The sequence below is a fragment of the Bradyrhizobium genomosp. III genome (assembly GCF_000261705.1).
GTDB classification, from domain to species: Bacteria; Pseudomonadota; Alphaproteobacteria; order Rhizobiales; family Xanthobacteraceae; genus Bradyrhizobium; species Bradyrhizobium ottawaense.
In genome coordinates this window covers 1-17703 of record NZ_AJQF01000288.1, presented here as the reverse complement: position 1 = coordinate 17703, position 17703 = coordinate 1, and the positions used below count along the sequence as shown (strand labels likewise).

Sequence of the window (17703 nt, the reverse complement as noted above, 5' to 3'; positions counted from 1 at the left end):
CCCCCCCCGGCCATGACGGTGAGAATTCCTCTTATCCATCAATGGCTTCCTACTGTGCATGGGGTTGTTTTCGCGATTTTTGAGTTCTCCCTCCTGGAACCCACATCCGTAAAATTGCGCCCAATTCCGCAAAGTTCCATTGAGCACGCCTCTTAAGGGCCGGAGAACCTGATCCGGCTTAGGCTGACGCCAAATCCAATCCCGTGCTTTGGGGAAGTCATGAACGCCTCAGCCAAAACCGCCGCCAAACGCCGGCTTCTGCTCGCCTCCGACCGGAGCGACGAGAGCACCGAGCTCGCCAGCATCCTGAAGGCGGTCGGCGATGTCTCGACGGTGACGACGCAGGGGATTCCCGAGCAGCCCTCGCGCGATCTCTCCGGCCTCGTGGTCGATATCAACCTGCGCTCGCCCGAAAGCGTGCAGCGCGTGCGCAACAAGCTGCGCGGCGATGCCTATCGTTCGATGCCGCGGCTGTTCGTGCTCGCCGATGCCCTGCATCACGGCACCATGCAGGCCTGGGCGCTGGGCGCCACCGACACGATCTCGCGGCCGCTCCAGGCCGACGCCATCCTTCAGCGCATCCGCGCAGCCTTCCCGGACACCGCCGCCTATGACGCGACCGACCGCGGCAAGACGCTCAACCGCGGCGTCGAGGCGGCGCACGCGGTGCTGGCGAAGATGTTCGAGAAGCTGCCGCTCGGCGTGCCCTTGACCTTCGACGACGTGATCGCCGCCGAGAGCAAGATCCTGAAGGCGATCAAGCATTCCTCGCTGCGCGAATGGCTCACCACGGTGGGCTGCCACCATGTCGGCAGCTACCGGCACTGCCTGTTCGTCACCGGCTTCGCCGTCTCCTTCGCGCAGCACCTCGGCATGCGCGAGGACGACCAGCGCCGCCTGACCCGCGCCGCGCTGCTGCACGATGTCGGCAAGGCCTTCGTTCCCTCCGCGCTGCTCGACAAGCCCGGCAAGCTCTCCGACGATGAGATGGCCGAGGTCCGCCAGCATCCGCGCCGCGGCTATGACGCGCTCGCAGCCCAAGGCGGGTTCCCGCCGGAGATGCTCGACGTCGTGCTGCATCACCACGAATTCCTCGACGGCTCAGGTTATCCGAACGGCCTGTCGTCGAACCAGATCAGCGACATCGTCCGTCTGACGACGATCGTCGACATCTACGCCGCGCTGGTCGAGAAACGCGCCTACCGCATGCCCTTCACGCATTCCCGTGCGTTCGGGATGATGGAAGGCATGGGCGGCAAGCTCGATCAGCAGCTGCTGCAGGCGTTCAGGCCCGTGGCGCTGGGGTCGTTTTAGGCGAGATGCCGTAGGGTGGGTTAGCCGAAGGCGTAACCCACCTCTTTAGTATCCGCAGAGACAGAAGTGGTGGGTTACGCTTCGCTAACCCACCCTACGGCACCGTCCTCACCCCACCATCTTCCGCAGCTCCGCCTTCGCCACCTTCTCCAGTGTCGAGCGCGGCATGTCGTCGACGAACCTGATCTCGCGCGGCAGCTTGAAGTCGGCGAGGCCGTTGCGGCAGGCGGCCATCACGCGTTCGTGCAGATCTGGCGCAGCACCGGCGACGCCGCCTTGCGGGATGATGAAGACCACCGGCACCTCGTCCAGCATCGGATGCGACTTGGCCACGACAGCCGCCTCGCGCACGCCCGGCACCAGGGCGATCACCTGCTCGATCTCGGAGGCCGCGACGTTCTCGCCGCCGACCTTCAGCATGTCCTTGGCGCGGTCGCCGAACTTGATGTAGCCGTTCGCGAGCCGCTCGACGCGGTCGCCGGTGAGGAAGAAGCCGTGCGCGTCAAAACTCTCGCGCGTCGCATTCTCGTTGTGCAGATATTCGGCGAACAGCGACAGGCCGGGGATGCCCTTGATCGCGAGATTGCCGGTGTCGCCGACCTCGGTCGGCCGGCCGTCGTCGCCGGTGATGCGGATTTCATATTCCGGCGCGGCGCGGCCGATCGACATGGGTATGTTGGGCTGGTCGACTTCACCGACGATGCCGTGGGTGATGGTCTCGGTCATGCCCCACCAGCCGATGACCTTGACGCCGAACGCCGCGAAGGCCGGCGGTTCGTTGATCGCAGTGCCCCACAGGCGGAATTTGTGATCCCTCGGGATCTCCTGCTCGAGCAGCGCTTTCATGCAGAACGGAATCGTCGAGGTCCAGGTCGCGCCGTGCTCGCGCGCGACGCCCCAGAACCGGCTGGCCGAGAAGCGTGGCTGGATCACGCAGGTGGCGCCGACCCACAGCGTCGCCAGCATGGAGTAGGCGAGGGCATTGGTGTGGAACAGCGGCAGATAGGTCTGGTGCACGTCGCTTGCGTGCAGGTCCTCGTGCGCGGCGTTGATCTTCGCGCCCCACAGCGCGTTGGCGTGGGTCCACAGCACCGCCTTGGGGCGCGAGGTCGTGCCCGAGGTGTACTGCACGCTGCACGGCGCCAGCGGATCGGCCGCGCGCCTGGGGCGGTCGGCGCTGTCGGCGAACAGGGATTCAAAACTGTCGCCCCGCGAGACGCCTAGCGCCGGCGCCGCCCCTGCATCGTGCGAGATCACCGCCATCCAGCTTATGTTGCGGCAATTCTGCGCGACGATCTCCGCATAGGCCGGCTGCGTGATCGCGGCGACCGCGCCGCAATGATCGGCGAAATACGCGATCTCGGCCGGCGCCGAGCGCGTGTTGGTGGTGACCGCGATGGCCCCGAGCTCGACGCAGGCAAACCAGGCCAGCAGCGCCTCGATGCAATTGTCGAGATGAATGAGCACATATTCGCCCGGCTTCACGCCGCGCCGTGCCAGCCCTGCCGCGAGCGCGCCGACCCGCTCGTGAAATTCGCCATAGCTCCAGTGCCGCGCCGGCGCATCGAACGGCGCCCAGATCAGGAACGGATGATCACGCCGGACCTCGGCACGCATCCTCAAGAGCCAGGGCACGTCGAGCCCGTCGAATGGGCCGACGATTCCGGCCGCGGTCTGGTGAAGTGGCATGATTCCTCCCGTGCAGCCTGCATCTTGATGGCGGCTGCCTTTTGATGATTGCGTCTTCCTGCCACCGGACGGCGCGGCGAGAAGATCCGCGGGGACGCGGAAATGCACGCTCTCTCCCCGTCATTGCGAGCGCAGCGAAGCAATCCAGTCCGTCTCCGCGGGGGCGGTCTGGATTGCCTCGTCGCAAGAGCTCCTCGCAATGACGGTGTTTGGGGCGGGCAGCGAGCCCACCCTCTCTCAATCCTCGTACGACGAAATCTCGATCAGGCTGCCGTCCGGATCCCGGCAATAGACCGAGCGCAGCGTGCCGCGCGCGCCCTGCTTGGGAACCGGGCCTTCCTCGATCGCGACGCCGTGTGCCTGCAAATGCGCCACCACCTCATTGGGCGTGGCGGAGGTGAGGAAGCAGAGATCCTCGCTTCCGGCGGTCTGGTGGTCCGCGGTGAACCACTCCACCTTGTCGGCATCGCGCGGCCGGACGTTGATCTTCTGGTTACCAAAGACCAGCGAAGTCCGCGGCGCTTTGCCGCCGCCGGGGTCGAACACCTTGACTTCCATGCCGAGAATCTTGCCGTACCACTCCGCGGTGGCCGAGACGTCGGCGACGTTGATCACGAGATGATCGAGGGCTTCGACCTTGACGACCATGCCTTATCCTTTCGTCGCGATGCGCCCCGCCCACTTTGCGCCTGCGGCAAGCTTTGTTACAACCTCGCGGACGCCGGCTTCAAGCTATCTGGCTTCAAGAACAACACGTTGGGAGAACCCTTGAGATGATCACTCGCCGTACCGCGCTGGGCCTGCTCGCCGCCAGTCCGCTTGCAGCCACCCCGCTGTCGAAGGCCCTTGCCGCCGATTATCCGGCCCGCCCGGTGAAATGGGTGGTCGGCTATCCGCCGGGCGGGGCCACCGACATCCTGGCGCGGCTGATCGGCCAGCGCCTGTCGGAAAAGCTCGGCCAGCAATTCGTGATCGAGAACAAGCCGGGTGCCGGCAACAATATCGCCACCGAATCGGTCGTCAATGCCGAGCCCGACGGCTACACGCTGCAGCTGGTCAATCCGGCCAACTACATCAACGCCTCGCTCTACACCAATCTGAAGTTCAACTTCGTGCGCGACATCGCGCCGGTCGCCTCGTTCCAGCGCGTGCCGAACGTGATGACCGTCAACAAGGACGTGCCGGCCAAGAACGTCGCCGAGTTCATCGACTACGTGAAGGCCAATCCCGGCAAGGTCAACATGGCCTCGTCCGGCAACGGCACCTCGGTGCATCTGTCCGGCGAGATGTTCATGGCCATGACCGGCTGCAAGATGCAGCACGTGCCCTATCGCGGCGCGGCGCCCGCGATCACCGACATGCTCGCCGGCCAGGTGCAGGTGATCTTCGACAACATGCCCTCGATCATCCAGCACATCCGCTCCGGCTCGCTCCGCGCCATCGGCGTCACCACCACGGAACGCTCGCCGCAGCTGCCTGACGTGCAGCCGATCGCAGACACCGTCAAGGGCTATGAGGCCAGCGCACTGTTCGGCATGGGCGCGCCGAAGAACACGCCGAAGGAAATCATCGCCAAGCTCAACGCCGAGGTCAACGCGGTGATCAAGGAGCCCGACATGGCCAAGCGTCTGGTCGAGCTCGGCGGCGAGCCGCGGGCGCAGACGCCCGAGGCGTTCGGCGAGGAGATCAAGGCCGAGACCGAGAAGTGGAAGAAGGTCGTCGAGTTCGCCGGCCTGAAGGTCGAGTAGCGGTCTTGTGATCGTGAGGATAGGAGCCCTGCCGTCCGGCAGGGCTTTTTTCTTGCGTGCTTTGTTTCGTTGATCTGGAATAAAACGGCGCTGCGAAACCTGATAAGGGATGGCGCCGTATCTCGGGCCAGCTAGAGAGGAGTTGGATCATGCGCAAGACGCAATTGGTGCTGCTGACGTTCAGTGCGGCGGTCCTGGCCGGCTTCGCCACCGTCACGCCCGCGGCCGCGCGCGACTATCCATGGTGCGCCCAGGGCGGCGAATTTGATTATCCCGGCGAATGCACCTACAGCAGCTATGAACAATGCCAGGCCAGCGTGTCCGGCCGGCTCTTGTACTGCGATCGCAATCCGCGCTTCGCCTACGGCCAAGGGCAGCCGCCGCAACCGCGTCCGCCGCGGCGCGTGCGGCCTGTTGCTCCGTATTGAGGGCACACCGGTTTACCGCTTCGCGTCCGCCTGCTCGGTCGCATTGCACGAGATCAGCATCGTATACGGCCGGGCGTTGGCGGCGATGTCGGTCGTCTTGAGCTCGCCCTTTGGTTCGGCGGTCTGATACGACACCACGGAATTGTCGAGGAAGTCGCGCAGCACGCCGGTCTTGATGGCGAAGTTGATGTTCTCGGGAATGTTGCCGGTCGCCACGGCGATACGGAGCGCGTCAACCTTTCCGGTGACGACACCCACGATCTGCCCGGTGGCGTCGAACAGCGGGCCTCCACTATTGCCCGGCTGCACGGGCGCGCTGATCTGCAGGAAGCGGGTGTCGTTGCGCATGCCGCTGAGCGAGCTCACGATCCCCGTCGTCACGGTGAAGTCCGAGGTCAGCATTCCATGGTAAGGAAAGCCGATCGCGACGACGGAATCACCGGAGCGGATCGAGCGGTCGCGAATTCGAGCAAAGTCCTTGAACGTGGTCGTCGAAGGCGCCTGCAACAAGGCTAGATCGTTGTTGGCATCGCTGGACACGACACGCAACACCATCGCGGCTTCGCCGGTGAGATTGCCCTTGATGTCGCCGGCGCAACCATTGATCACATGGTTGTTGGTGACGATGTGCCCGCTCGCGCTCACCACGAAGCCAGTGCCGCTTCTGGCTTTGGTGGGTTTGCCGCCGGCCGGCGGTGCGGCCTGCTTGTCCGGCGCGGCCTGCGGCTTGGCAGCCATCTTGGTAAAATCACCGACCTTATCCAGCCCGTCCGCCTTGACCCGGGTCACACAATTGCTGACCGCCGCGATCAGAGGGGTAGTCGAGGTCAGGCTGAACTGGAACGGCGTGCCTCTCGCCACCGCCACCAACAGGCTCGCCTTCTGGAAAGCGCGAGCGACGTTTGTCGGCAGAACGGCTGAGACCATGACCTCGGAAAAGGCGGTCGCAAACAGCCTCACCTCGGCCTGACCGTCGAAGGTCAGGTCGATCGTCAGGTTCTCGCCCTTCTTGAAACGAAACGCTGGATTGGCAAAACCGAGCAGCCACGCGTTGTTCGTATCCTGGCCTACGAGCAGGGTCATGCCATTGGCGTAAGGCGTACTTGCAGCACAGTGCGAGAACGCGCCGGTCGCGTCATTGGTGTAAGCGCCGCCGTTCCAGTTGCCGACATGGATGGTGCCGAAAGGCCCCGCCGCATGGACGAGCCCGGCGAGCATCGCCTGGAATACAAGCGCAACGACAAATGACTTAAGCCACATACCCAGCCCCCGGGGACGCTTCTGAACCCATCCTATCCGCGGGGCTGTGTGCCGCGCAACCGCCAGTTGTCCGCCCGGCCCGAGCCGATTACCTGCGACTTCGGGCTTGCCTTTACTTTGCAACGCCATATACTTTGCAATACAAAGTAACGGGGACGCAATCCCGGGAAACTGAAGCGAGGTTCTGCCGTTGCCAATGCGCGATCTCGACAAGGCACTGGCCGACATCGTGGCGATTCGCAGCCAGATTGCGGCTGGTACGGCGTTCCCGCGGCTATGGCCCGGCAACGATGGCAGCGACCGGCGCTGTCGCGCTACTCACCGCGATCCTGCAATTCTGGCTGCTGGGCGATCCCACCGGCGAGCCGCTCGGCTTTTTCCTCGGCTGGTTCATAGCCGCCGCGCTGTCCGGCCTGATCATCGGGATCGAGATGCGTGCGCGTTCGCACCGCCATCATTCGGGTCTGGCCGACGCGATGATCCACCAGGCGGTCGAGCAGTTCCTGCCGGCAGGCGTTGCCGGGGTGCTGCTCGCGGTGGTGATGTGGAAGTTCGCGGGCGAGACGCTGTGGCTGCTCCCGGGTCTGTGGCAGATCCTGGTATCGCTCGGCATTTTCGCTTCCGTCCGCTCGCTGCCGCGCACCGTCGCGCTCGCCGGTGCCTGGTATTTCGTGTCCGGCTTCGCCGTGGTGGTGCTCGCGAGCCAGACGCACACGTTGTCGCCGTGGACCATGGGCCTGCCCTTCGTGATCGGGCAGTCGGTGATGGCGGGCATTCTCTATGTCGCATCCGGAGACCATGATGTCGAAGACTGACAGCGCGCCCTTCTCCTATGAAGGGCTCGACCGCGTGATCCACGAGAAGGCGAGGCTCGGGCTTCTGACCTCGTTGATGGCGCATCCCAAGGGGCTGGCATTCGCCGACCTTAAACAGCTCTGCGGCCTCACCGACGGCAATCTCAGCCGGCATCTCGGCGTGCTGCAGGAGGCCGGCCTCGTCGAGGTGACCAAGGGCTACGAGGGCAACCGCCCGCACACCAGCTGCCGCCTCACCAAGACCGGGCGCCGCCGCTTCCTCGACTATCTCGCCGTGCTCGAGCGCCTGGTGCGCGACGCTGCGAAAGCCGCCGGCCGCGAGGCGCCGCCGCTCGGCCGCCTCGGTATCGTCTCGACCTGATCTTCCCCCCTTTTTGACCGGAGACTTTGCAATGCAAAGTGACCTTGCATCCCGCAACGAGAAGCTTCATGTCGGCATCATCATGGATGGCAACGGACGATGGGCGACGCGGCGTGGCCTGTCGCGCGTGCGCGGCCACGAGGCCGGCGTCGAGACCATCCGCCGCATCGTCGAGGCCGCGCCAAAACAGGGCATCGGCACCCTGACGCTCTATGCCTTCTCCACCGACAATTGGCGGAGACCAAAGGCCGAGGTCGCGGCGCTGATGACATTGCTGCGCTTCTATCTCGCCCACGAGGTGCAGAGCCTGGTCAAGAACGGCGTGCGCCTCACCGTGATCGGCCGCCGCGACCGGTTGCCTGACGGCATCGCCAACGCGATCACGCGCGCCGAAGAGACGACCGCTGAAGGCTCGACGCTGCATCTGCGTATCGCGGTCGACTATTCCGCGCGCGACGCCATCCTCAATGCCGCGGCGAAGGCGGCCGCGCTGACGAGCCTTACCCGCGAAGCCTTCTCGCAGCTCGTCACCGGCGAAGCCGGCTTGCGCGACGTCGATCTCATCATCCGCACCTCGGGCGAGAAGCGGCTGTCGGACTTCCTGCTCTGGGAAGGCGCCTATGCCGAGCTGCACTTCACCGAGCGGATGTGGCCCGAATTCGACGCGAGCGATCTCGCCGCCGCCTTGGCCTCCTTCCACGGCCGCGAGCGCCGCTTCGGCGGCCTTCAGGCGATGGTGCCCGAGGAGGTGCCTTCGCTCTCCCGTGTGTGACGCGCGGCACATGAAAACGAGCTGTTCGTTTTCATCCGCATGATTGGCAGCTCCGTCCAAGCGGACGGCGCGCGGCCTCGGCTAGGTCTGCAAGTCCCAGCAACCTGCCGAAAGCACCACGCATGTCACAGCTGTTTCCGGGAGCCGTCGTCGAGCCGGTCGAACTCGCCGAAACGAAGGGCATGGTCTGCATCAGGACCGCCAGCGAATCCGATGTCGAGAGCCTCTCGGTCTATTTCACCGGCCTTTCCACGACATCGCGTAGCAAGCGCTTCATGGGCGCGCGAACCGATCTCTCCGTGGTCGCGGCCGAATGCGTCGCCAAGAGCGGTGGCCGCGACCACTTCACCTTGCTCGCCGAGCTCAGGGAGGAGGGACGGGGCAGGATCATCGGCGAAACGCTATACGCGTACGATGCGATGGCTCGGCATGGCGAATTTGCCATCTCCGTTGCCGATGCCTTCCAGCGCATGGGGCTCGGCTTTCAGATGATGACGGCGATGGAAACGCGCGCGATCGATCTCGGCCATGAGATGATCGCCGCCGAGACCGCGCGCACGAATGCCGAAATGCGCAGCCTCGCCAGGAAGGCTGGGTTCAACGACACCGGGCAGGGAGACTGGCAGTCGGTTCATCTCGCAAAACGCCTGTCTCGATAGGGAGACACAAAGATCGATCCTCGCATGAGGGCCGAAAGGGCCACGCAAACCACAGTCCCAGCGAGGCGGTGACTGAGGCCGCTTCACTGGCGGTGGCATCCAATAACAACTTTGAGATGAAATCAGCCGCTATCCACCCGCTCCCGCTTGCGGGCGGCGACGTCCTTGGCCGAGGACCCGACCACGTGCGCTTGGCGCGCCGGCGTCACGGACTTCACCTCCGCGGTGCTGGACCTCTTGAGCCAATTCTGGTGTCTTGACGATCCATCAACGCGGATGTCCTCATGACCTCCTTCAAGACCATTCGTGCCCGCGCTGAGAAGCGCAAGGGCGGGCCCAAGGCGCTGGAGAAATTGATGCCGGCAAAGCCGGACCTCAAGCGGCTGGCCAAGCTCGGCGACGACCGCGTCCTCGCCGAAATGACCAGGCGCGTGTTTTGCGCCGGCTTTGCCTGGAGCGTGATCGAGACGAAATGGGACGGCTTCGAAGACGCCTTCCTGCATTTCCAGCCGGCCAAGCTCACCTTCCAGCCCGAGGATTATTGGGAAGGCCTGCTGCGCGATGCGCGTATCGTGCGCAACGGTGCCAAGATCATGTCGGTGCGCGACAACGCCGCCTTCGTGCAGGAGATCGCGAAGGAGCATGGCAGCTTCGGCAAATTTCTGGCGAAGTGGCCCTCGTCCGACGAGATCGGCCTGCTCGGTCTCATGACCAGGCGCGGCAGCCGGCTCGGCGGCAATACCGGGCAGATGCTGCTGCGCTTCGTCGGGTGGGATGGCTTTGTGACGTCCGGGGACGTGGTAGCTTGCCTGCGCGATGCCGGTCTCGACATTGCCGAAGAGGTCAAGTCGAAGGGCGATCTCGCCAAGGTGCAGGCGCAGTTCAATGCCTGGGCCGAGGAGACTGGTCTGCCCTACACATATCTGTCACGCATCTGCGCGCTCTCGGTCGGTGAAAGCCGCAGCGCGTAGCAGGTCCCCGAAGCCAGGAAAGAAAAATGGCCAAAGCCTATTGGGTTGCCACCTACCGCGCGATCAAGAATCCCGATGCGATGGCGGCTTACGCCAAACTGTCGCGTCCGGCGATCGAAGCGGCGGGCGGCCGCGTGCTCGCACGCGGGATGCCGGCTGCGGCCTTCGAACTCGGCCAAATGGAGCGCGTGGTTCTCATCGAGTTCGACAGCGTCGAGCGCGCCAAGGCGGCGTATGCAAGCCCGGCCTACCAGGCAGCTCACGATCTGCTCGGAGACGGTGCGGACCGCGACATCCGGATCGTCGAAGCAGTCGATTAGACCCGCCCGCGGATAAATCGTGTGGATCTTGTGGCGATCTCGTGCCGCGAGCGCGGCAGATGCAACGCGCGATCACGAAATACATTTTTTGGGAACATTTGTGCGCAGCACCTGTTCGGAGTCGAGCCAGGCGGACAAAGGCGTAGGGAACGCGTGCTCCCGCCCCGGGCCAACGAAACCGTATACAGAAACGGAGCAGCTCATGAAGCTCACATCCGAACAGGTGAAGCAGACCGTCAACCAACTCGGCGCTCAAGTGCTGCCCGACGAACATCCGGCCATGCCGCAGCTCAACAGCATGTTCGGCGAGCATACCTTCTTCGTCGACGAGATGGGCCTCAAGGTCCTCGAGCCCACACCATCGCTCGGTGCCGATCGCCAGAGCGGCGAAGTCGTCAGCCTCGCCGATTGGGGTGATTCCGACCTGACGCGCCTGATGGCGCACGAGCCCGAGCCGACCGGCGTGATCGTCGTGTTCGAGCACGTGAGACATTGATTGCCCCCCGAGCGGGTCGAGCTTTACCGGTGGCGGGGTTGAAAATCCCGTCACCGTCGGCCGCCCGCCGCTCTCCGAGGCGGCTCCAGCGATCGCAGTTTCATGCATCGATCGGGATCTCGATCGCGATCTGAGTCCCTGGACCCGTCTTGCTTTCGAGGCGCAGGCGCCCGTTCAGGGACGAGGCCACCAAATTGAATGCGATGTGCAGCCCGAGGCCGGCATGTCCGCTCTCGCGGCCGGTCGTGACGAACGGATCGAAGATCTGCGCCTGCAATTCCTCGGGTATCCCAACGCCGTCGTCGGTGCAGACCAGCCGGACCCGTTTCGCGTCCGGCTGGCTGACTGTGAGCGCGAATCTGCCGCCTCTCTTGTCCGGGTACGCATGCCCCGCGGTATTGAGGGCGAGATTGCTGATCACCTGCGCGAGTGCTCCCGGGTAGCTGTTGAGCTTGATGCCTGCCGGGCATTGGACGTCAACCGTCAGAGCATGGTGCGATAGCAGCGGCCCAAGCTTGGACATCAGCTCAGCCAGCCAATCCTTGAGCTCGAAGGCGCGCCGGTCCTCATCGGCCTGGTGGACTGCGACCTGCCTGAAGCTGTGCACCATCTCGGATGCGCGGTGCAGGTTATCGAAGGTCAGGTCGAGCCCCTGTTTGAGCCTGTCAATTCCCTTGGTCAGATCGGATCGCCGGACCGACGCTCCGCCCAATGCGTCGGCGATTGTCTGCAGATCGATCTGCATGGCTGTCGAGGTCGTCAGGGCGAGGCCAAGCGGAGTGCTGACCTCGTGAGCCACACCGGCCACCAATCGACCGAGCGAGGCGAGCTTTTCCGCCTGCACCAGATGTTCCTGGGTCGCGCGCAGATCGCGCAGCGACTTCTCCGAGCGTTCCTTCTCCCGCTGCAGCGCCTCCGACGTTCGGAATTGCTTTCGCGCCCGGTATTCGCGCGCAGCCACGGCGTAGAGCGATAATGCGTAGGCGTTGCCGACGAGAGAATGATTGATGAATCGCAGGCCCACCGGCATCGCCGGTGCGAACGTCTCGGCGACCAGCAGCGCCAGCCACGACAGCAGGCAGAAAATCGCCAGCGAGCCGATCCGCAAGGGCAGCATGGTGGAGACGAACAGAATGATCATCATCATGCCGGGGGCGGCAAAGGTGAAGCCCGACGGCAGGACGAGATAGATGCTCGGCAGGATGCAGCCGGGAATGACGCAATAGACGAGGAAAATCGTCTCTGCCCATGGCTTCATCAAGCGCCGTGACAGTAACGCGGTCAGCGGGAGCAGCACGAACAGTGCGGTGCCGCCACGGATGGCAAGCGTGGTCGGAACGACTTCGGGATAGAGCACCCAATCCCAGAGGGTGTAGCCGGCATAGGTGGCGGCGCCGAGCAGCATCGCGATCTGCGTCCACCCGAGACTGCCTCGGACGTATTGGTCGACAAACCGGCGCTCCTCGATGCGGTCTTCGAAGCGCAATCCGAGGCGTATCAATAAGGCGAGCATTCCAGCATCAATCGCGAAAAATCGTGTTTTGGTGTCTCTACGACAGGTTTTGCGCCGCGTCGCGGATAAAGATGTCGCGTTCGGCGAGGGGCCTGTCGGCTCCGTTCAAATGCCCAGGGTCAGCTGCGGCTCCGCATCGTCCCCGGTCTGGAGCGCGGACAGCGAGACACCCAGCAGCCTGACGCGCTTGGGCAGCGGCATCTCGACTTCGAGCAGGCCGCACGCCAGCCGTTCCAGATCGTCCCGCCCCGCAACGGCCGCCGCGACGGACCTGCTGCGCGTGATGATCTCGAAGTCGGCAAACTTGATCTTCAGCGTGACGGTGCGGCCGCGATTGCCGGTCGCCTCGCAATGCCGCCAGACCTTGTCGACGAGAGGCTTGAGCTCGGCCGCCAGCGCGCCATATTCGGCGAGGTCGGTCGAGAACGTGGTCTCCGCGCCGATGGACTTGCGGATCCGGTTGGCCCGGACCGGCCGATCGTCGACACCACGCGAGATCCAGTAGTAATAGGCGCCCGACTTGCCGAAATTCGCATTCATGAACTCCAGCGTCTGATTGCGGATGTCGAGGCCGGTGAACAGGCCGAGCGCATTCATCTTCGCAGCCGTCGCCGGGCCTATGCCGTGAAACCTGCCGACCGGCAGCGTCTCGACGAAAGCCGGTCCCATCTCCGGCGAGATCACGAACTGACCGTTGGGCTTGCGATGATCGGAGGCGAGCTTGGCCAGAAACTTGTTGTAAGAGATGCCCGCCGACGCGTTGAGATCAGTCTCGGCCTTGATCTTCCCGCGGATCTTCAGCGCGATGTCGCGCGCCAGCGGGATGCCTTGCAGGTTTTCCGTCACGTCGAGATAGGCCTCGTCGAGCGACAAGGGTTCGATGATGGGCGTGTGCTCGGCAAAGATGTCGCGGATCTGCCTGGAGATCGCCTTGTAGACCTCGAAGCGCGGCCTGACGAAGATCAGATCGGGACACTGCCGCTTCGCAGTGACCGAAGGCATCGCGGAGCGAACGCCGAACTGGCGCGCCTCGTAACTGGCGGCCGCAACGACGCCGCGTTCCGCGGAGCCTCCGACCGCGACCGGCTTGCCGCGAAGGTCCGGATTATCGCGCTGCTCCACCGATGCATAGAACGCATCCATGTCGATATGGATGATCTTGCGGACGGGCGAGGCTTCGCCGGTCACCGTGTCGGATTCGCTCATGGAAAGATGATACAATTGCGCGATGCGATGCGCGAGGTGATGGATGCTGCAGCTGTTGTTGTTCGTGGTAGGGGTAGTCGGCATCGGCTGGCTGATCGGTGCAACCAATCTCCCCGGAGATTGGTATGCCGGCCTCGCCAAGCCGGCTTTCGTGCCACCGAACTGGGCGTTCCCGGTGGCCTGGACCCTGCTCTACATCATGATCGCCATCGCGGGCTGGCGGACCTTTCGCCGTGAACCCGGGGGCAAAGCGATGCTGGCCTGGGCTGCGCAACTGGCGCTTAATTTCATCTGGTCTCCGGTCATGTTCACGATGCATCAGATCGGCGCGGCGCTCGTCATCCTCATCGGCCTGTTCGTCGCGATCGTGACCTATATCGGTCTCGAGGCATCACGAGACAGGCTGGCCGCCGCATTGTTCGTGGCTTACGCAGCCTGGGTCGCGTTTGCCGGCGTGCTCAATGCGGCGATCTGGCGTTTGAATTGAGACATTCGGTCTCAACCGGTTCAAAGAGCAATCTCAGGCTTGTGAGTGGCAAGCATGGTCACGCGACCTAATATGAGCCCACGGAGGACAGCCAATGCAATACAGCTCCGAGCTCATTCACACGATGCGTCAAGCGCTGGAGACCGTGATGGCGAGCGTACCGGCCCATCAATCGGTGTTCGGTCTGAAAGCGGCCGTGGCGGAATGCATCCTGAACGCCGCCGCACACGGCCAGACATCATATGACGGATTGGTCTCGTCCGCCTCCGACCAGCTCCAGGCGATTGTCGCGATGCTGACGTGAGCGTCGGCCTGAAACGGCCGCAAAACTGGCGCACCCGACACGATTCGAACGTGTGACCTTTGCCTTCGGAGGGCAACGCTCTATCCAGCTGAGCTACGGGTGCAGTGAGGTTTGATGTAGCCGATTGGCGAGAGGGGGGCAACCGCTTCTCGCCTATCGCACGCGAGCTAATTTGCGCTGGACGGGCGCCGGAACCGCTGCGGCCTCCCTACCAAGGCTTGCGAATTCGGCGAGCACCCTTTCGGCGCAGATGACGCGGTTGCGGCCGAGGCGTTTGGCCACATAGAGAGCCTCGTCGGCCGCGCCCAGCAGCCGGTCGGGCCCGCCACCGTCGGCTGCACCCGGAATATGGCTGGCGACGCCGACGCTGAGGGTGACGTGATCGCCGGCGCCCACGGCGCCGTGGGCGATCTGCAAGGCCATGACGGCGCAGCGGATTTCATCGGCGATGACGCAGGCGCTGTCGCAATCCAGGTCCGGAAGGATCAGCGCGAACTCCTCGCCGCCGTAGCGGCTGGCGAGATCGAGCGGGCGCACGGCGTGCCGGCTGACGACGGAGGCGACCGCGCGCAGGCATTCGTCGCCGGTCTGGTGGCCGTGGTGGTCATTGAACAGCTTGAAATGATCGACGTCGGCGAACAGCAGCGCCAGCGGCTTCTGCGTGCGGTGGGCGCGGGCCCATTCGCTCATCAGCATCTGGTCGAACGAGCGCCGGTTCGACAGGCCGGTCAGGCCGTCCTTGGTGGCGAGCTCCTTCAGCGCCATCTCGGCGCGCTTCTGGTCGGTGAGATCGCGCAGCGTCTCCACCACCGCGATCAGATGGCCGGCTTCGTCGTGGATCGGACCGGCGTCGATGGCGAGATAGAGCTGGCTGCCAAGCTTCGGCATCGTGCACCAGTTTTCCGCGGAAAAGCCGAGCCCGTTATGGCCGCGCGCGGCATATTCGGAATAGAACTCCGGTAGCCGCTCGGGGCGGTCGAGCGCGACGAGGTCGGCAAGGCAGGGACGCCTGGTCTCGTAGAAGGCCTGCCAGTGCTTGTTGGTGCCGATCACCTCCGAGGCGGCGAGGCCGGTCAACCGCTCGCAGGCCCTGTTCCAGATCACGACGCGGCGCTTGGGGTCGATCACGAAGGTCGGCACCACCAGATGCTGCATCAGCCGCACGGCATAGGAATCCGCGACATCGACGGTCTTGGCCGACGTCTTGCTTGACGTCTTCGCTGGCTTCGCCATCAGGCCACCGCCGCCACCGGCAAGGCTCCGGGCAAGCCATCGCCCGAACCGAACAGTTTCCGCACCTCGCTGGCCGGCTTCGGCGGGCTGAACAGGTAGCCCTGCATCTGCGTGCAGCCGAGCGCGCGCAGCAGCTCGCGTTGCGCCTCGGTCTCGACCCCTTCGGCGACCGTGGTCATGCTGCTGGCGGCTGCGATGTTCACCACCGCCTGCACGATGACGGGTGCGCCGCTCGTCTCCGCGATGTCGGCGACGAAGCAGCGGTCGATCTTGATCTTGTCGAACGGGAAGCGCTTGAGATAGCTGAGCGAGGAGTAGCCGGTGCCGAAATCGTCGAGCGCGATGCGCACGCCGATCGAGCGGAGCTGGTGCAGGATCGAGAGCGCAGCTTCGTCGTCGCGGATAAGCACGGCCTCGGTGATCTCGAGCTCGAGCCGGCGCGGGTCCAGCCCGGAGGCGGCGAGCGCGCCCGCGATGCGCAGCGCCAGCGTGTCGCATTTGAGTTGCACCGGCGACACGTTGACCGCTACGCGCACATGCGACGGCCAGGTCGCGGCCTCGTTGCAGGCCATGCGCAGCACCCAATCACCGAGCTCGTTGATCAGGCCGGTGTCCTCGGCGACGGGAATGAACTCGGCCGGCGATACCATGCCGCGATCGGGATGGCGCCAGCGCAGCAGCGCCTCGCAGCCCGACACGTCGTTGGTGCGCAGGTCGACCAGCGGCTGATAGTGAATCTCGAAGCCGCCGTTCACCAGGGCCTGGCGCAGATCCTGCTCCATGCTCAGGCGCGCCCTGGCGCTCGCATCCATCTCCGGCTCGAAGAAGCGGTGGGTGCGGCGTCCCTCGGCCTTGGCGCCGTACATCGCGAGGTCGGCGTTCTTGATGAGCTGGTCGAGATCTGCACCGTCCTGCGGCGCAAGCGCGATTCCGATGCTCGCATCCGTGGAGAGCTGATGGCCGAGACAATGATAGGGCTGCCGGATCGCCTGGTAGATCCGGGTCACGAAGGACAGCACCTCGGCCGAGGATTGGATCCCGGTCTGGATGACGGCAAACTCGTCGCCGCCGAGTCGCGCGATGAGATCGCCGTGCTTGAGGCAGCCACGGAGGCGGCCCGCGATCGCCTTCAACAGCTCGTCGCCGACGTGGTGGCCGAGCGAATCGTTGATGCCCTTGAACTCGTCGACATCGATGTAGAGCAGCGCGAACTGATCTCCGACCTTCGCCAGCTCGCGTTCGATCTGCTCGCGGAACAGCGTGCGGTTCGGCAGGTCGGTCAGCGCATCGTAATGCGCCATATGCGCGATCTTCTCGTGGGCGCGCCGTCGCTCGGTGACGTCCTCGACGACATTGATGATGTAGCGCGGCTCGCCGGACTTGTCGCGGATACCGATCCGGGTCGAAGTGATATAGCGCCGTCCGGTGGCCGGGGTATTCCAGATGTGCTCATCCAGGAACAGGCCGTTCGGCGATTGCAGCAGCTTGTCGTCATCCCGGGTGATGATCTCGGCGTCTTCCGTCGGGTAAAGGTCGAACGCGCTCTTGCCGACGATCGTCTCCGGGGCTTCGCCGAGCTGTTGCTCGGCCACCTGGTTGGCCAGGAGGTAGCGCCGCGTTCGGGCGTCCTTCACGGTGATCCGCGAGGGGATATGGTCGATGATCTCGCGCAGGAAGGTGTGGTTGCGATCGCGCTCCTGTTCCAGGTGGCGGCGATCGGTGATGTCTTCGATCGTGGCGACCCAGCCGCCCTGGGCGAGCGGAGTGTTGATGACCTGGAAGGCGCGGCCATTGGCCAGTTGATGAATTCGCGCGGAGACCGTGCCTTCGGCGACGACCCTCATGACGCCAGCACAGAATTCCTCGACGTCACCGTCGAACGCGCCGCGCTCCTTGCGATGATACATCGCCTCGCGGATGTGGCAGCCGGGCTTGATGACGTCGTGGGAGAGGCCGAACATGTCGGCGTAGCGTCGGTTGCAGGTGACGATGGTGCCGCTCGCGTCGTAGAGGATCAGCCCCTGCGTCATGTTGTTCAAGGCGGTGTCGAGCCGCAGCCGCTCCGCTTCCAGCCGCTCCTGCGCTTCGCGGTTCTGCCGGTTGATCAGGCGGATGATCAGATAGAGG

The 17703-nt window shown here is 64.4% G+C and carries 18 protein-coding genes, 1 tRNA gene and 1 pseudogene; 12 read left to right on the top strand and 8 right to left on the bottom strand.

The window, feature by feature from the left end; genetic code table 11:
• The first annotated feature begins 219 nt into the window (after positions 1-219).
• Positions 220-1314, top strand: coding sequence for an HD-GYP domain-containing protein (locus IC66_RS0124430; protein ID WP_038949405.1), 1095 nt, complete (start codon positions 220-222; stop codon positions 1312-1314).
• 108 nt (positions 1315-1422) lie between these two features.
• On the opposite strand, the gene IC66_RS0124425 is transcribed toward IC66_RS0124430, so the two are convergent.
• Both IC66_RS0124425 and IC66_RS0124420 read right to left on the bottom strand, forming a co-directional pair.
• Positions 1423-3003, bottom strand: coding sequence for an AMP-binding protein (locus IC66_RS0124425; RefSeq protein WP_038949404.1), 1581 nt, complete (start codon positions 3001-3003; stop codon positions 1423-1425).
• A gap of 237 nt (positions 3004-3240) precedes the next feature.
• Positions 3241-3651, bottom strand: coding sequence for a VOC family protein (locus tag IC66_RS0124420; RefSeq protein WP_038949402.1), 411 nt, complete (start codon positions 3649-3651; stop codon positions 3241-3243).
• A 125-nt stretch (positions 3652-3776) separates the two neighbouring features.
• On the opposite strand from IC66_RS0124420, the gene IC66_RS0124415 reads away from it, so the two are divergent.
• On the top strand, positions 3777-4751 hold the full coding sequence (locus IC66_RS0124415; protein ID WP_038949401.1) for a Bug family tripartite tricarboxylate transporter substrate binding protein: 975 nt from the start codon (positions 3777-3779) through the stop codon (positions 4749-4751).
• A 149-nt stretch (positions 4752-4900) separates the two neighbouring features.
• Complete coding sequence (locus IC66_RS0124410; protein WP_038949400.1) at positions 4901-5179, top strand: DUF3551 domain-containing protein; 279 nt, start codon at positions 4901-4903, stop codon at positions 5177-5179.
• Positions 5180-5191: 12 nt separating this feature from the next.
• Here IC66_RS0124410 and IC66_RS0124405 read toward each other — a convergent pair whose 3' ends face one another.
• Complete coding sequence (locus tag IC66_RS0124405) at positions 5192-6439, bottom strand: S1C family serine protease (RefSeq protein ID WP_038949399.1); 1248 nt, start codon at positions 6437-6439, stop codon at positions 5192-5194.
• Between the two features lie 196 nt (positions 6440-6635).
• Here IC66_RS0124405 and IC66_RS0124400 point away from each other — a divergent pair.
• The 7 genes and pseudogenes from IC66_RS0124400 to IC66_RS0124370 all read left to right on the top strand — a co-directional run bounded on the left by IC66_RS0124400 (position 6636) and on the right by IC66_RS0124370 (position 10833).
• Positions 6636-7254, top strand: a pseudogene (locus tag IC66_RS0124400) (hypothetical protein).
• Positions 7241-7615 (top strand): winged helix-turn-helix domain-containing protein, encoded by a 375-nt coding sequence (locus IC66_RS0124395; protein WP_038949398.1) that lies wholly within the window; start codon positions 7241-7243, stop codon positions 7613-7615. Before IC66_RS0124400 ends, IC66_RS0124395 begins: the two are co-directional and overlap by 14 nt.
• A gap of 31 nt (positions 7616-7646) precedes the next feature.
• Positions 7647-8387: a di-trans,poly-cis-decaprenylcistransferase gene (locus IC66_RS0124390; protein ID WP_038949397.1), complete on the top strand. Its 741-nt coding sequence runs from the start codon at positions 7647-7649 to the stop codon at positions 8385-8387.
• Between the two features lie 122 nt (positions 8388-8509).
• The gene (locus IC66_RS0124385) at positions 8510-9046 is read left to right on the top strand and encodes a GNAT family N-acetyltransferase (protein WP_038949396.1); all 537 of its coding nucleotides are present in this window, start codon (positions 8510-8512) and stop codon (positions 9044-9046) included.
• Positions 9047-9330: 284 nt separating this feature from the next.
• On the top strand, positions 9331-10017 hold the full coding sequence (locus tag IC66_RS0124380; RefSeq protein ID WP_038949395.1) for a DNA-3-methyladenine glycosylase I: 687 nt from the start codon (positions 9331-9333) through the stop codon (positions 10015-10017).
• Positions 10018-10043: 26 nt separating this feature from the next.
• Positions 10044-10337: a DUF1330 domain-containing protein gene (locus IC66_RS0124375; RefSeq protein WP_028139571.1), complete on the top strand. Its 294-nt coding sequence runs from the start codon at positions 10044-10046 to the stop codon at positions 10335-10337.
• Between the two features lie 202 nt (positions 10338-10539).
• On the top strand, positions 10540-10833 hold the full coding sequence (locus IC66_RS0124370; RefSeq protein WP_018319488.1) for a hypothetical protein: 294 nt from the start codon (positions 10540-10542) through the stop codon (positions 10831-10833).
• Between the two features lie 100 nt (positions 10834-10933).
• On the opposite strand, the gene IC66_RS0124365 is transcribed toward IC66_RS0124370, so the two are convergent.
• Together IC66_RS0124365 and dinB are read right to left on the bottom strand one after the other, a co-directional pair.
• Positions 10934-12346: a sensor histidine kinase gene (locus tag IC66_RS0124365; RefSeq protein WP_038949393.1), complete on the bottom strand. Its 1413-nt coding sequence runs from the start codon at positions 12344-12346 to the stop codon at positions 10934-10936.
• Positions 12347-12451: 105 nt separating this feature from the next.
• Positions 12452-13552: a DNA polymerase IV gene (gene dinB / locus IC66_RS0124360; protein ID WP_038949392.1), complete on the bottom strand. Its 1101-nt coding sequence runs from the start codon at positions 13550-13552 to the stop codon at positions 12452-12454.
• A 43-nt stretch (positions 13553-13595) separates the two neighbouring features.
• On the opposite strand from dinB, the gene IC66_RS0124355 reads away from it, so the two are divergent.
• Together IC66_RS0124355 and IC66_RS0124350 are read left to right on the top strand one after the other, a co-directional pair.
• Positions 13596-14039, top strand: coding sequence for a TspO/MBR family protein (locus IC66_RS0124355; protein WP_028139575.1), 444 nt, complete (start codon positions 13596-13598; stop codon positions 14037-14039).
• 94 nt (positions 14040-14133) lie between these two features.
• On the top strand, positions 14134-14343 hold the full coding sequence (locus IC66_RS0124350; protein WP_038949391.1) for a hypothetical protein: 210 nt from the start codon (positions 14134-14136) through the stop codon (positions 14341-14343).
• 26 nt (positions 14344-14369) lie between these two features.
• On the opposite strand, the gene IC66_RS0124345 is transcribed toward IC66_RS0124350, so the two are convergent.
• The 3 genes from IC66_RS0124345 to IC66_RS0124335 form a co-directional block, all read right to left on the bottom strand.
• Positions 14370-14446 (bottom strand) — tRNA-Arg (locus tag IC66_RS0124345).
• A gap of 50 nt (positions 14447-14496) precedes the next feature.
• The gene (locus tag IC66_RS0124340) at positions 14497-15576 is read right to left on the bottom strand and encodes a sensor domain-containing diguanylate cyclase (RefSeq protein WP_028139577.1); all 1080 of its coding nucleotides are present in this window, start codon (positions 15574-15576) and stop codon (positions 14497-14499) included.
• On the bottom strand, positions 15576-17703 hold a 2128-nt coding region (locus IC66_RS0124335), incomplete at its 5' end, for a sensor domain-containing protein (RefSeq protein ID WP_049806627.1). The genes IC66_RS0124340 and IC66_RS0124335, both read right to left, overlap by 1 nt.

Coding starts and splice junctions, on each gene's coding strand:
- IC66_RS0124430 (WP_038949405.1), top strand. CDS start 220: ATGAACGCCTCAGCCAAAACCGCCGCCAAACGCCGGCTTCTGCTCGCC.
- IC66_RS0124425 (WP_038949404.1), bottom strand. CDS start 3,003: ATGCCACTTCACCAGACCGCGGCCGGAATCGTCGGCCCATTCGACGGG.
- IC66_RS0124420 (WP_038949402.1), bottom strand. CDS start 3,651: ATGGTCGTCAAGGTCGAAGCCCTCGATCATCTCGTGATCAACGTCGCC.
- IC66_RS0124415 (WP_038949401.1), top strand. CDS start 3,777: ATGATCACTCGCCGTACCGCGCTGGGCCTGCTCGCCGCCAGTCCGCTT.
- IC66_RS0124410 (WP_038949400.1), top strand. CDS start 4,901: ATGCGCAAGACGCAATTGGTGCTGCTGACGTTCAGTGCGGCGGTCCTG.
- IC66_RS0124405 (WP_038949399.1), bottom strand. CDS start 6,439: ATGTGGCTTAAGTCATTTGTCGTTGCGCTTGTATTCCAGGCGATGCTC.
- IC66_RS0124395 (WP_038949398.1), top strand. CDS start 7,241: ATGTCGAAGACTGACAGCGCGCCCTTCTCCTATGAAGGGCTCGACCGC.
- IC66_RS0124390 (WP_038949397.1), top strand. CDS start 7,647: ATGCAAAGTGACCTTGCATCCCGCAACGAGAAGCTTCATGTCGGCATC.
- IC66_RS0124385 (WP_038949396.1), top strand. CDS start 8,510: ATGTCACAGCTGTTTCCGGGAGCCGTCGTCGAGCCGGTCGAACTCGCC.
- IC66_RS0124380 (WP_038949395.1), top strand. CDS start 9,331: ATGACCTCCTTCAAGACCATTCGTGCCCGCGCTGAGAAGCGCAAGGGC.
- IC66_RS0124375 (WP_028139571.1), top strand. CDS start 10,044: ATGGCCAAAGCCTATTGGGTTGCCACCTACCGCGCGATCAAGAATCCC.
- IC66_RS0124370 (WP_018319488.1), top strand. CDS start 10,540: ATGAAGCTCACATCCGAACAGGTGAAGCAGACCGTCAACCAACTCGGC.
- IC66_RS0124365 (WP_038949393.1), bottom strand. CDS start 12,346: ATGCTCGCCTTATTGATACGCCTCGGATTGCGCTTCGAAGACCGCATC.
- dinB (WP_038949392.1), bottom strand. CDS start 13,552: ATGAGCGAATCCGACACGGTGACCGGCGAAGCCTCGCCCGTCCGCAAG.
- IC66_RS0124355 (WP_028139575.1), top strand. CDS start 13,596: ATGCTGCAGCTGTTGTTGTTCGTGGTAGGGGTAGTCGGCATCGGCTGG.
- IC66_RS0124350 (WP_038949391.1), top strand. CDS start 14,134: ATGCAATACAGCTCCGAGCTCATTCACACGATGCGTCAAGCGCTGGAG.
- IC66_RS0124340 (WP_028139577.1), bottom strand. CDS start 15,576: ATGGCGAAGCCAGCGAAGACGTCAAGCAAGACGTCGGCCAAGACCGTC.